Origin of the sequence: Haloferax marisrubri, from assembly GCF_001469875.2 — an archaeon.
Taxonomy (GTDB): Archaea; Halobacteriota; Halobacteria; order Halobacteriales; family Haloferacaceae; genus Haloferax; species Haloferax marisrubri.
Map to the genome: position 1 here is coordinate 259954 of NZ_LOPW02000022.1, position 12280 is coordinate 272233.

Here is a 12280-nt window from a genome sequence, read left to right on the forward strand (position 1 = left end):
TCGGGAGCGATGCGTATCGTTCTCACACCGGGGTTTCGCTTGCTCTTGTCAATTTCTCGCCACTCGTCGGTCGTGGGTGCAGTATTGAGGTTCAGCAGACAGCCGCTCTTCGTTCAATCACGGGATCTCCACTAATTTCGTTTGTAGTCACTCTCATACACCGAACTTGTGAGTAGTCAACAAATAGGCTATTCAGTATGTGTTCAACTCAGATGACCACCATACTCAATGGCCACGGAGTGGCCACTGTGATTCGTAGTTAATATGTTCTACCATCTGAGATGGCCACTCCGTGGCCACCGAGGCAAGATAACCCCTCCAGCGGCTAATTATTGATAGGTATTTGTTATGTCAAAATACTCCTTCACTGACAGCCAGCAGAGGTGTTCACTAAGACACCCATGATGAATGCAGCAGAAATTAGCCGCTATACGAAACCGCAGGATGGCAAGGGTATTTTAACAGAGCTTAAAGAATGGCGTCTGGTATGATATAGGCGGATAAACGACGACTGATGCTGAAAAAGCAGCGGTTCAAATAGTATGCGTCGACGTAGAGGAGCGCTACCTACCTATGAGATCACGGATGAGGTCGTTGTAATTCTCCTCATCGTGATCATAGTTGTCCTTCGTGACGCTGGGGTGACTGTGGTTCATCGCCTTGCTACGCGTCTCCAGCGAGAGTCCGCTCTTCTTCATTTTGTGGTTGAACGTGTGCCGGAGAGCGTGAGCAGTGACCTTGTGCATGACCTTGGTGTCGTTGTCGGTGTTCATCACTTCCTTTTGTCGCTCGGTCAGGTAGATCTCACCGAGCGTATCCTGAATCCCCGCTTCTTCGGCGGCATCTTTGAGGAATCTACTCAGTCCCTCGTTCGTTTCGATCTTTCCTCCCCCGTTCTCGCTGATGAAGAGATAGTCGCACTCTTCTGCTCCGGGCCGTGCGCTACGCTCCAGTTCGATCCATTGCCGGATGTTCACTGCGAGCGCTTCGCTGATTGCGACCGTGTGCGACTTCCCTCCCTTTCCATCTCTCACGTGGAGTGTCAGTTCGTCAAGGTCGACGTCACTGATTTTTAACTCCCGGATTTCTGCGTTTCGCAGGCCGGTTTCTGCTCCGATTGTCACGATCAGCTGGTTCCGGTGCGTTTCTATCGCGTCGTACAGCTTGTTCAGTTCGTCTTCCGTCAGGGGGACCCGGTTCATTGACTCCCGGGTCTTGTACCGGAACCCTCTAATCGGGATATCCCCGACGAATTCCGGCTTGATCTTGAGCTCATCCGCTCGGTCAGAGTGCGCATGAAGGAACTTGTAAAGCGCTTTCACTGCGCTTCTCTTGTTCCGCACCGTCTCCATTCGATTACCTTTGACAGAGCACGACGCAAGGTAATCGATAATGTCCTGCTTCTCGGCCCCGATGACGGAGGTTCCCTGCTCGTCGAGGAAGGCTGTAAACAGCCGGAGGGTGCAGGCTCGTCTCCGAGTGGTCGATGGGGCGAGTTTGATTCCGCTTTCTTTCAGGAGATATTCACGGACCTGGGGGTCCGTCACCCCCCATTCGTTTAGCTGTCGTTCTTCGACTTGGTCAGGATGGTCGTAAGGGTCGTATCCCGTCATGATTCGTTAGCAGTCTCGATCGCGTACTTCGGTTCCTGTGCAGGTTGGCGAGCGACTACACCTCTATCCACGAGCTTCTCCGCAGCTAGAAGTGCGCTCTGCCTCGAGATGTCGAGCGTTTCAGCGAGATCAGAAGGACGTGCTTGATCCCGCTCCTCGATCAGGGCCTGATGGACGTCGTTGATTGGTGCGTGATGCTCCGAGTCACTCTCCTCGTTGGTGTTTTCCTGGATGTTGAGGTCGTCCAATTGCGAAGAGAGCTCATCGACCTCTTCGTGGAGACTGTTCGCGATTTGTTTGACCCGATCAACGTTGATCGCGTGCTGTCCGTTAAGCACACGTGCGTGGTCGTCGATTGCGCTTCGCATACACATCGACAGGTTTCCAGCATGATGCTCGTCGGCGCATTCTTCGAGCTTTTCTTTGTGCCGATTAGTGAGACAAACCCGGGTCCGGACGAATTCAGATTCGGAATTCTGACTTTCGTCTTCGACTCCGTCGTCTCGGTCGTTATCTTCCTTCATTGCTTGTTCTTCGCCCTGAGCGGTCGCTGGCCTCTCAGGGGGTTGTCGCTGATTCGGTCGGTTGCGTTTGTGTGCATGTGTTTGGTTGGTGGTTTGCTTCAGGCGGCGCTGATTTGGCCCCAAACCGATCGACAGACTCTCGTCTATGAGTCCGGACCGAGAGGGTTGGAGGGCGTTCAGAGGGGACCGCCGTGACGGTACGCTCCTCAGGACGTCGACCCCGTCACTGCCGGTTCACTATTGGCGAGCAGGGGACGTGCCATCTTGGCTGGTTAGAGATGCACCGTGGATGGTGGTGGCTTCGATAGGTGTGTTTCTGGTTTTGGAATCATTACAGCAGTTCGTCGGGATTGATGCCGTCAAGGAGGGCGTCGTGCTCGCTCCGAAGTTCCTCGGCGTCCATTTCTAGATAACCGAGCGTGGACCGAGTGTCACGGTGCCCCATTAGTTCCTTGATACGGTAGATGTCCGCCCCGTTCCGTCGGAGGCGATTCGCGAATGTCGCACGGAACCGATGGACGTTCACGTTGTCTACTCCCGCTCTCTCACCGAGTCGCTGGATGACTTGAAGGAGTCCACTCTTCGTGAGAACCCCCCCAGAACGTGAGGGGAAGACGGGATCTTCTGGTTCGGGATCGCGAATCTGTTTTAGTTTCTGTATGGCCTCGGCGCATCGCTGAGAGAATATGGCCGTGTACTCGTTGTGTTGCTTGGCCTCCTCGAAATGGGCGGTCCGAGCTTCGAGGTCGATGTCCTTGAACTGGAGTCTGCGGGCGGACGAATTTCGCGCACCCGAAGAGGCGAGGAAGAGTACGATAGCCTGGTCTCTGAGCGTATTCGCGTGATTGAGAATCTGACTCAGTTCTTCCTCGGTGTACGGGTTCGCTTTCTTCCGCTTTCGAGGGAGCAACGAATACTCTCCGAGCTCGTCTATATCTGCGAACTCGAAGTAGTATTCAATCGCTTTCTGGGTGTTGTTGATGTGACTATTAGAGTAGTCGTCGTCGATCATCTGAGCGCGAAACTCCATAACGTCGGCGTCGGTAGGTGACGTCGTACCGACGTCTTCGAGAAAGACTCGCGCCATCGTCACGTGCGCACGCGTAGTCTTCTGCGTGAACCCCTTCTTGATGCGGAGGAACGTCTCGAACTCGTTCATCAGCTCTTGGAGCTCTGTCTTATCGACGTTCGGTTCGGTGCCGTGGGATGTCGTACTCATTGTCCCACCCTCCGAGTTGTGGATGCGGTGCTCCCGCGTCGGGAGGCTCGTACTTGGTGCCCGACTAATGGTGTAGCAGGACAATTCGTCGATTCTGTTGCTTGTATTAGGTCGGATTTCATGCGTTGTTTGTTCTGTCGTGGGTTAGTTGCGTTCCTGTGAACGAGCGTTGGAGGGCTCGTGAGGGCGTGGGCGTCAGCGGGTTTCGTTCGCGACCACGCACCGCAAAGTCCGAGGGTTGTATATAAACATCTCCGTGATTTTCGGCATTCTGCGCGACGCGGGGAACTTCTGCATGGTGAATCCCTTGTGTTATTTATGTGATTCTTGCCGTAGAGGACAAGTCCCGAATTAGTCCTCTACGTCAGTAATAAGTGACTACGTATCACGCTTCTATCGTGATGCGGAGCCGAACTGTCGAATTGGATGAGGTACTGACTGTCATGGATGGCGGAGACGATCCGGTTATGTCCACAGCAGAAGTAGCCTCCCGACTCCCAGTCGGACGAGACCGGACACTTGACCTGCTACACGAACTCAAGAATAAAGGCGAAATTCGTTCGAAGGAGGTGGGTGCTAACGGTCTTATTTGGTGGGTGAGGCCGAAACACCCATCCCAAGCACCTCCGGCGAGCGAGGATGGAGAGGTGGAATCAGATCGAGACAGATTGCAAGTTGAGAAGAACATAGTAGCTAATGATCTCGAAGTTGTTGGCCAGATTAAGAATCTGGACATTCCAGGGACAGATTCTGTCCGTGAGTTACGCCAAATCGCGATTCAGTGGGCATGTTATTATGTGATAAATAAACACAATACCTCGCTGGACTCTGCAACTGATTACGTGTTGTCGAGGTACCCTGGAGGCTACCAGTATCGCCGCACAGAAATGAAAGACCTCCTCCGCGGGAGTTTCTCCAGACTATCGTTCATAGAAATAAAACAAGACGGCACGGTTCGCTACTCAGGTCATAAAAAAGACCGCGACAGGTACAGCGGGGTTGCCTGGAAGAAGTCCTGATTACAGGTCTTCTGCGTAGCGGTCGTACTGCTCGTCGAGTGCCTTACCGCTCAGATGCAGGTATTTCATCGTAGCTGTGATGTCCTCATGGCGCATGAGTTCCTTCACGACGGAGATGTCGGCCCCGTTTTCAATCATACTCGTCGCGAAGTAGTGTCGGAACATGTGAACAGTAACTCGCTGTTCGATGTTCGCGTCGCGCGCACGCCTACGGACGAGTTGCAGTAATCCGCTACGAGTCAAGCGCTGGTTCGTCCGGGAGAGAAATAGTGGATCATGTTCGACGGCGCGGTGAGAAAGATAGGATTCGATCGAGTCGGCACAGCTCTGTGAGATGCGCGCGACACCTCCTTTGCCGAATTTGCCTTCCTGAATCCTGAGAACCCGTTCGTCAAGATCCGCGTCAGTAACGTTCAGATCACACAACTCCGTTGCCCGGACACCGCTTGATGCGAGTGTTTTGAGTATCGCATAATCCCGGTACGTGTTGCAGGTGTACAGCATACGCCGCACCTGACTCTTCGAGATTGTCTCAGGGAGCTTCTTCGGACGCTTCAGTCGCGTGAATTCGACTTCCTCACCGTGGAATCCGAAGTAGTAGGTGACCGCTTTCATCGTGTTGTTGATGTGACTGGGAGAGTACCCGTCGTCCATCATGCGCTCCTGGAACTCTTTCGCCTCGTCGGGGGAGGGACGGATGTCCTGGTACGCGTCCAGAAAGACCGCAGCCATCATTTTGTGTTGGTTCACCGTCTTTTCTCCGAGTCCCTGGTCGATTTTGAGATAGCGCGCAAAATCGGTTAATACGTCGTCTCGCTTTGTCTCATACATTTTCGTTCACCTAGTGGTCGCCAAGAAAGCCCGGCTCGATGCCTTGTGGTCCGGTCCGGACGGACCCAAACCAGTAGTTACTGCACGAGAGACGACTATCGCACCTCTACCGGATCGTGAAGAAGCCTCGATGGGCCCTATGGGGTTCGAACCCATGACCACTCGGTTATGAGCCGAGCGCTCTGACCAGACTGAGCTAAGGGCCCTCGGTCGATTCTTTCCCGTCGTCCCTCTTATGTCTTATCAGAAGCTGTCGCCGACGAATCGGAGACGAGACGCTCGTCGGCGTGAGAAACGGAGAAGCGCCACCGCCAGGACTCGAACCTGGGACAACCTCGTTAACAGCGAGGTGCTCTACCAACTGAGCTACGGCGGCTTTCGTCTGCACTCTCTCGTATTCGATGTTTCTTGATAGGGCTTTCGTTTTTAACCGACGGCTGGCGGATGCCACCGCCTGACGCGGTCGGGGGAGCACCGTCACGCTTTCGCCCGCCCGCGGGAAACCAGCGGGCATGACGAACTCGGACCTCGACGCGGTCGTCGCCGCGGTCCGCGAGCGCATCGACCCCGACGAGGCGGAGCGTCGGGCGCTCGCGGCGGCCGCGGCGGCCCTCGAATCCCGCGTCCACGACGCCCTCGCGGACCTGCCGGTGGACGCCGACGCGCTCCAAGTCGGCAGCACCGCCCGCGGCACGTGGCTCTCGGGCGACCGCGACATCGACCTGTTCGTGCGCTTTCCCGCCGACCTCGACCGCGAGGAACTCGAGACGTACGGCCTCGAAGTCGGCCACGCCGTCCTCCCCGACGGCCACGAGGAGTACGCCGAACACCCCTACGTGAAAGGCGACTACGACGGCTTCGACGTGGACCTCGTTCCCTGTTACGACGTGCCCACCGCCTCGGACATCCGCTCGGCGGTCGACCGGACGCCGTTTCACAACGCCTACCTGACCGAGCGCCTCGACGACGACCTCGCGGCCGACGTGCGCGTCTTCAAGCGATTTCTGAAGGGTATCGGTGCGTACGGGAGCGACCTCCGAACCGAGGGCTTCTCGGGCTATCTCGCCGAACTCCTCGTCGTCGAACACGGCGGCTTCGAATCGTTGCTCCGGGCGGCCGCCGACTGGAGCCCGCAGGTCGAGTTCGACCCGGAGGACCACGGGACACGGAGCTTTTCGGACCCGCTCGTCGTCATCGACCCGACCGACCCCGAGCGGAACGTCGCCGCGGTCTGCTCGGCTGAGAACGTCGCCCGCCTCCAGCACTACGCTCGCGACCTGCTCGCTGACCCGCGCGAATCGCTCTTTTTCCGGCCTGACCCACCGGCGCTCGACGCCGACGGCGTTCGGAGCCACCTCGATCGACGCGGGACCACGGCCGTTGCCGTCGTCTTCGACTGCCCGGACCTCGTGGACGACCAGCTCTACCCACAGCTGAGAAAGTCGCTGACCGGCGTCGCCGACGGCCTCGATAGACGCGGCTTCGACGTGTTCCGGCGCGCGACGTTCGCCGACACCGAGACCGACGGCGAGGGGCAGGGCGAGGCGGTCCTCTTCGCCGAACTCTCGGTGGCCGAGCGTCCGGCGGTCGAGCGCCACGAGGGGCCGCCGGTCCACGTCCGCCAGCACGCCGAGGGGTTCTACGGCGCGTACGAGGACGGCGACGACCACTACGGACCGTTCCTCGACGGCGACCGTTACGTGGTCGAGCGCGAACGGGAGTTCACCTCGGCGACCGGCTTCCTCGAAAGCGACGCGCTGTTCGACGTGGCGCTCGGAAAACACGTGGAATCGACGCTCAAAACGGACGGCTACGACGTGCTCGTCGGCGACGACGTGGCCGCGCTCGCCGAGTCGTTCGGCGCCGAGTTGGGTCGCTACTTCGCGCCGAGACCGTGAGCGGCGCGCACCTCGTCGACTAGTTCGACGTTCTTCTCGTCGGGGTCTTCGTCGGGGTCCATCGCGATGCGGCCGTCGAACGTCTCGTGGACGGTCGCGACGCCCTCGGAGAGCGTGTCGAGGCCGTAGCCGCCTTCGAGGACGAAGGAGATGGCGGCGTCGGTCGCCTCACAGAGGTCCTGGACGCACTCGGTGAGCATCGCGTACCCCTCGGTCGAGACGCGCATCCGCGAGATGGGGTCGTGGCGGTGGGCGTCGAAGCCGGCGCTCACGATGAACAGGTCGGGGTCGAACCGCTCGACGGCGGGCGCGATGGCCTCGTCGAACGAGTAGACGTAGTCGGCGTCGCCCGCGCCGGCGTGGAGCGGGACGTTGAGAGTGGTCCCCTCGCCGTCGCCCTCGCCGGTCTCTTCGACCTCGCCCGTGCCGGGGTAGAGGCCGTCCTCGTGGATGGACGTGTAGAACACGTCGCCGCGGTCGTAGAAGATGTCCTGCGTGCCGTTGCCGTGGTGGACGTCCCAATCGAAGATGGCGACGCGCTCGGCGAGGCCGTCGTCGATGACCGCCTGCGCGGCGACGGCGGCGTTGTTGAAGAAGCAAAAGCCCATGGCGTCGTCCTCGACGGCGTGGTGGCCCGGCGGGCGACCGAGCGAGAACGGCGTGTCGCGGCCGTCGTCGCCGTCGAGCGCGGCGCGGGCGGCCCACTCCGCGAGGCCGGCGGAGGTGAGCGCGGCGTCCCACGACGCCTCGACGGCGACGGTGTCGGGGTCCCAGTTACCGCCGCCGTCGCGGCAGAAGTCGTGGAACTCGTCGACGTAGCCGTCTTCGTGGACGGCCGCAACGGTCGATTTCTCGGCGGGGGGCGCATCGACGTACTCGACGCCGTGGCGCTTCGCCAAGCCGCGCCGAATCGCGCGGAGGCGGTCGGCCGTCTCGGGGTGTCGCGGCCCGGTGTCGTGGTCGAGACACGTTTCGCTGTAGCCGAATTGCATTATTCGAAGAGGGAGAAGTAGGTCTCGATATCCTCGGATTGGACCGTCCGCCGGTCGGCGTGGTGGGCGAGTTTGACGGCGGCGCTCGCCACGTTGACGGCGTAGTCTTCGAGGATATCGGCCAGGGCGATTCGAGCGTCCATCGCGACGCGGTAGCGGTCGTCGATTCGGAGGCGGGCGATGCGGTCGATGGGGGCGATAGGGAGGAAGAGTTCGTCGCGGTCGACGACCTGCTGGACGCCGAAGTCCTCGGCCATCAACGTCTTGCGACCGTCCGCCGTCGCCCGGTCGGCGGCGTCTATCGCGAGCTCGGCGCCGTGGTCCTGAATCCGGCGGGCGAGCGCCTCGGCGGCGCCGGCGCTCACTCGCAACTCACCTGCGTTCTGCCGGATAATCGCGTCTACCGGGGCGAACGGTAGCTCGACACTCATACCCACATATCGGGTCCGTGCGGCGTATAATCCTTTCCGTCGCGGCCCCTTCTGTATTTTATCGCACGCAGGGCTCCCGAGCGGTCGGATTTCGCTCTCAGAGCCCGCCGAAACCGGACGAACGATGAGTCGGGTTCGATAGCCCGACGAGGACGGGGCGGTGGGCGACCGGCAGTCGTTTTGTCGCGTCGTCGCTCCGTCGCGTCGTCGCGTCGTCGTTACCGCTGTGCGCCGGTGTGAACTTCGACCGCTTCGGCGCTGATGCGGCCGTCGGTCTCCGTGCCGGAGACCGTTACCTCGTCGCCGAGACCGAGGTCTGCGTCGGTGTCGACGGTCTTCGTCTGCGTGCCGTCGTCGAGGATGACCGGGGTCCCGGCCTGTACGACCGTCCCGGTGAACTCGACCGCCTCGCCCGCGGACTCGGTCGTGGTCGCGTCCGACGAGGACCCGCCGTTCGCGGCGGACGTGTCGTCGGACGACCCGGATGACCCGGACGAACCGGACGACCCGCCGCCGGAGAACGCGCCGAGGCCCTGGTCGCTCGGCGGACTGGGTGCCGAATCGCCGGCGTCGGTGCCGGCCGCGCCCTCGGGGGCTTCGTCCATCACGGTGACCGACGACCGCCAGCCGGCGGAGGCTTCGAGGTCTTCCTGCCAGCCGTCTTTTATCTCCACGTCGGTGATGACGACGTAGTCCGCGAGGTCGACGTCGGCGTCGGCTTTCTCGCCCCAGAGTGCGACCCGGATGTCGCCGGTGCCGTCCTTGACGCGGATGTTTCGGACCTGCCCCTCGGAGCCGTCGTCGCGGTCGAAGGTGCGCTTGCCGTCGGCCTCGATGACGCCACCGGCGATGTCCACCGTCTGGCCGAGTTCGAGCGACTCGATATCGGTCGTCTCGGGGACGTACTCGATATCCTCGTCGATGACTTCGACCGCGCCGCGGGAGCCGACGTGGAGTTCGAGCGAGCCGTCGCGCTCGCGGACGTAGCCGTCGACGACTTCGACCGACTGGCCGGTTTCGAGTTCCTCGGCGAGGTCCGCCCGCTCGTCCCAGAGCGTGACGCGGACGCGACCGGTCGGGTCGCCGACCGAGAGGTTCGAGACGCGGCCCTCGGTGCCGTCGTTGCGGTCGAACGTCCGGACGGTCCCGGTGTCCAGAATCTTGCCTTCGAGGTTCACGTCGGAGAGGCCGAGCGCGAGGTCCTCGACGCGGTAGGTGTCGAGCACCTGCACGTCGACCTCGGCGTCGAGGTCCTCTTCGACCTTGCTCGCGCTGACTTCGACGCCGTTGTAGCCGTCTTTCGGACGACCGCCGATGCGGAGGACGGTGCCGACTTCGAGGTTCTCCTTCGCGCCGGCGGCCATCTCGTCCCACAGCGAGACGCGGATGCGGCCGGTCTCGTCGGCGACCTCGATGTTGACGACCCGCCCGTCTTCGTCCTCGCCGTCGCGTTCGAACGTCCGAACCTCGCCGATGCTGACGACCTTGGCGAGGAACTTCACGTCCTCCATGCCGGGTTCGATGTCGGCGATGCCGTTGACCTCCTCGTCGCGCAGTTCGTGGGCGATGAGCATCGCCGCCGTCTCCTCGTCGGCGAGGCCGCCCATCTGTTCGACCTTGTCGTTGACCGCCGCTTCGAACTTCTCGAACTCGACATCGGTGTCGAGGTCGTCGTAGACCTCCCGAATGACGCCCATCAGGCGTCACCTCCAGGAACGAAGCGCACGCGTCGCGGCAGACCAAACGTCGTACTCATACTATGGACGAACAGGGAAGGGTGGCGCTTAAGCGTTGTTTTCCTCCGGATTGGACCGCCGAACCGACCGCGCGAATCGAGCGACATAGCGGGGGTGGCCGCGGCCTCGAATTTGAACCTTCGGACCGTCAGGCGTCCACGTCGATGCGGGCGACCTCCCGGCGACCGTTCGCGTCGTCGTGGACGACGACCGCCCGGCCGGGAAGCCCGCTCTCGAACCGGAGCGTCGCCTCGTAGCCGCGGGCGACCGGCGATTCGGCGCAGTTCTTCGTGTCGGCCCGCTCGACGGCCTCGACGACGAGCGTGGCCGTGTCCGACTCCGCGTCGTAGTCGGCCCGCGCGAGTCGGGCGATGGAACACTCGGTCGCCCCCGAGACGCACCCGACGGCGGAGACGCCGGTCTCGGTCTCGGTCGCGAGCGCCCCGTTCGCCGGGCACGCGTCGGCGCGGACGGGCGTGAACGACCGCCCGACGAGTCGCGGACGGCGGGGCGTCTCCGTCGGCGTCGCCGACGCGGTCTCAGTCTCGGTGGTCGCGGACGACTGCTCCGCCGCGTCGTCGCCGCTCGCGCACCCCGCGAGCGAGGCGCACAGTCCGGCGGTTCCGAGGAGGAGCGCGCGTCGATTCACGTCCGGAGCTAGGCCCGCCGGCGAAAAAGTCCTTGCGTGCGGCACACGCGGTCGTCGAGGCGGCAGGGGCGGCGGAAATCAGCGCGAGAGACGACAGTTCGGTAGCGCTGGGGTCGGTGCGCGCGACCGGAGTTCGACGCCCGCCTCGTGCCGTGGTCCCGCGGTTCATTGGGAGTTCACATCGTAACCGTCTTAAGTAACCGTCGAGTACCGAAGAATGCAGCAAGACAGTCCTGATAGGGTAGTGGACTATCCTCCTGGCTTGCGGAGCCAGGGACCGGAGTTCAAATCTCCGTCAGGACGTTTCTCTCTAGAACTACACGACGAGCGAAGCGAGGAGTCCGTTCCTCGTTGAAACTCCGTCTCGGAGATTTGAACAGGGAGCGACCGCAGGGAGCGAGTGAGTTCAAATCTCCGTCAGGACGTTTCTCTCTGGGACCGACCTTCGAGAGCCGTCTGTTCTCTCGATTCGGTTCACATTCTCTACGGAAACCTGAACGGCGAGCGACTTCGCTACGAGCGGGTTCAGCGCTCGTCAGGACTCGACGTGGGCGGCCAGTCCGAGGTCCAGTTCTTCGACCCCGTCGAGCACCATGTCGGCCATGCGGCGCGCCCCATGCTCGCTGAAGTGCGTGTCGTCGGCGATTCCGTCCGGATAGTTCGGGTGTTCGCCCGGTTCCAGATGGTTGTAGAGCGCCGTCGACGCTTCGGGACCGAGTTCCGCCAAGAGCGACCGCGTCCGCTCGTCCATGTCGATGAACGGAACGTCCCGGTCGCGCGCGACGGTTCTCGTCAGGTCGGCGTACTCGCGGTGGGTGTCTTTCGGGGCGCCGTCGTCGTCGAAGTGACGGCGCGCGATGGGCGTGAGCAACACGGGTGTCGCCCCTTGCTCGCGCGTCTCGCTGACGAACTTCCCGAGGTTATCGACGAACGCCGCCTCGGTCGTGTGCTGTTCTTTCGACGGCACCTCGTCGTTGTGGCCGAACTGGACGAACACGTAGTCGGTCTCGGTCAACTGGCGGACCACCGGACGCCAGCGGCCCTCCTCTAGAAACGTGCGGGTGCTGCGACCGTTTCGGGCGTGGTTCGCCACCGTAACGGCGTCGTCGAAGCGGTCGGCGAGGGGCATTCCCCACCCGGTCTCCGGGCGTTCGTTCGCCTCTTTATCCGCCATGGTGGAGTCCCCGACGAGATGGACGGTAATCGACTCGGACGACATTTCGGTAGCGCTCGTCCGGGCGACGTATAGTGACACCGGTCGGGTCAATTGACGAGGAAAATCAGCTCCTAACCGTCGCTAACGGGAGCCTACCGGCGTCAAAATGCGAACCGCGAGGTCGGAGAAATCACGGAACGCCGAACGCTCTC

Annotated in this window: 11 protein-coding genes and 3 tRNA genes; 3 read left to right on the top strand and 11 right to left on the bottom strand. The window is 61.5% G+C overall.

Features of this window, described 5'->3' with window-relative positions; genetic code table 11:
- Positions 1-563: 563 nt before the first annotated feature.
- The 3 genes from AUR65_RS18785 to AUR65_RS18795 form a co-directional block, all read right to left on the bottom strand.
- Positions 564-1613, bottom strand: a complete 1050-nt coding sequence (locus tag AUR65_RS18785; RefSeq protein WP_058568626.1) for a tyrosine-type recombinase/integrase — start codon at positions 1611-1613, stop codon at positions 564-566.
- Positions 1610-2137 carry a helix-turn-helix domain-containing protein gene (locus AUR65_RS19640; RefSeq protein ID WP_146047450.1) on the bottom strand — a complete coding sequence of 176 codons (528 nt, stop codon included), beginning with the start codon at positions 2135-2137 and terminating at the stop codon, positions 1610-1612. Before AUR65_RS19640 ends, AUR65_RS18785 begins: the two co-directional genes overlap by 4 nt.
- A gap of 331 nt (positions 2138-2468) precedes the next feature.
- Positions 2469-3356 carry a tyrosine-type recombinase/integrase gene (locus AUR65_RS18795; RefSeq protein ID WP_058568628.1) on the bottom strand — a complete coding sequence of 296 codons (888 nt, stop codon included), beginning with the start codon at positions 3354-3356 and terminating at the stop codon, positions 2469-2471.
- Between the two features lie 467 nt (positions 3357-3823).
- On the opposite strand from AUR65_RS18795, the gene AUR65_RS19645 reads away from it, so the two are divergent.
- Positions 3824-4375 carry a hypothetical protein gene (locus tag AUR65_RS19645; RefSeq protein ID WP_146047451.1) on the top strand — a complete coding sequence of 184 codons (552 nt, stop codon included), beginning with the start codon at positions 3824-3826 and terminating at the stop codon, positions 4373-4375.
- Here the strand turns inward: AUR65_RS19645 and AUR65_RS18800 are convergent, their stop codons facing one another.
- The 3 genes from AUR65_RS18800 to AUR65_RS18810 form a co-directional block, all read right to left on the bottom strand.
- Complete coding sequence (locus tag AUR65_RS18800) at positions 4376-5206, bottom strand: tyrosine-type recombinase/integrase (protein ID WP_058568629.1); 831 nt, start codon at positions 5204-5206, stop codon at positions 4376-4378.
- 131 nt (positions 5207-5337) lie between these two features.
- A tRNA-Ile gene (locus AUR65_RS18805) sits at positions 5338-5412 on the bottom strand.
- Between the two features lie 97 nt (positions 5413-5509).
- A tRNA-Asn gene (locus tag AUR65_RS18810) sits at positions 5510-5582 on the bottom strand.
- A gap of 136 nt (positions 5583-5718) precedes the next feature.
- Between AUR65_RS18810 and cca the strand changes: the two genes are divergently transcribed.
- Entirely contained in the window at positions 5719-7104 is a 1386-nt protein-coding gene (cca, locus tag AUR65_RS18815; protein ID WP_058568630.1) for a CCA tRNA nucleotidyltransferase, read from the top strand.
- Here the strand turns inward: cca and AUR65_RS18820 are convergent.
- The 4 genes from AUR65_RS18820 to AUR65_RS18835 form a co-directional block, all read right to left on the bottom strand.
- Complete coding sequence (locus AUR65_RS18820) at positions 7083-8096, bottom strand: histone deacetylase family protein (protein ID WP_058568631.1); 1014 nt, start codon at positions 8094-8096, stop codon at positions 7083-7085. The genes cca and AUR65_RS18820 overlap by 22 nt on opposite strands.
- Positions 8096-8527: a histone gene (locus tag AUR65_RS18825; RefSeq protein WP_058568632.1), complete on the bottom strand. Its 432-nt coding sequence runs from the start codon at positions 8525-8527 to the stop codon at positions 8096-8098. The genes AUR65_RS18820 and AUR65_RS18825 overlap by 1 nt, the downstream gene beginning before the upstream one ends.
- A 218-nt stretch (positions 8528-8745) precedes the next feature.
- The gene (locus AUR65_RS18830; RefSeq protein WP_058568633.1) at positions 8746-10224 is read right to left on the bottom strand and encodes a single-stranded DNA binding protein; all 1479 of its coding nucleotides are present in this window, start codon (positions 10222-10224) and stop codon (positions 8746-8748) included.
- Positions 10225-10411: 187 nt separating this feature from the next.
- Positions 10412-10912: a hypothetical protein gene (locus AUR65_RS18835; RefSeq protein ID WP_058568634.1), complete on the bottom strand. Its 501-nt coding sequence runs from the start codon at positions 10910-10912 to the stop codon at positions 10412-10414.
- A 230-nt stretch (positions 10913-11142) separates the two neighbouring features.
- Between AUR65_RS18835 and AUR65_RS18840 the strand changes: the two genes are divergently transcribed.
- Positions 11143-11215, top strand: a tRNA-Arg gene (locus tag AUR65_RS18840).
- Between the two features lie 232 nt (positions 11216-11447).
- On the opposite strand, the gene AUR65_RS18845 is transcribed toward AUR65_RS18840, so the two are convergent.
- Positions 11448-12131: a rhamnogalacturonan acetylesterase gene (locus tag AUR65_RS18845; RefSeq protein ID WP_058568635.1), complete on the bottom strand. Its 684-nt coding sequence runs from the start codon at positions 12129-12131 to the stop codon at positions 11448-11450.
- Positions 12132-12280: the final 149 nt, after the last annotated feature.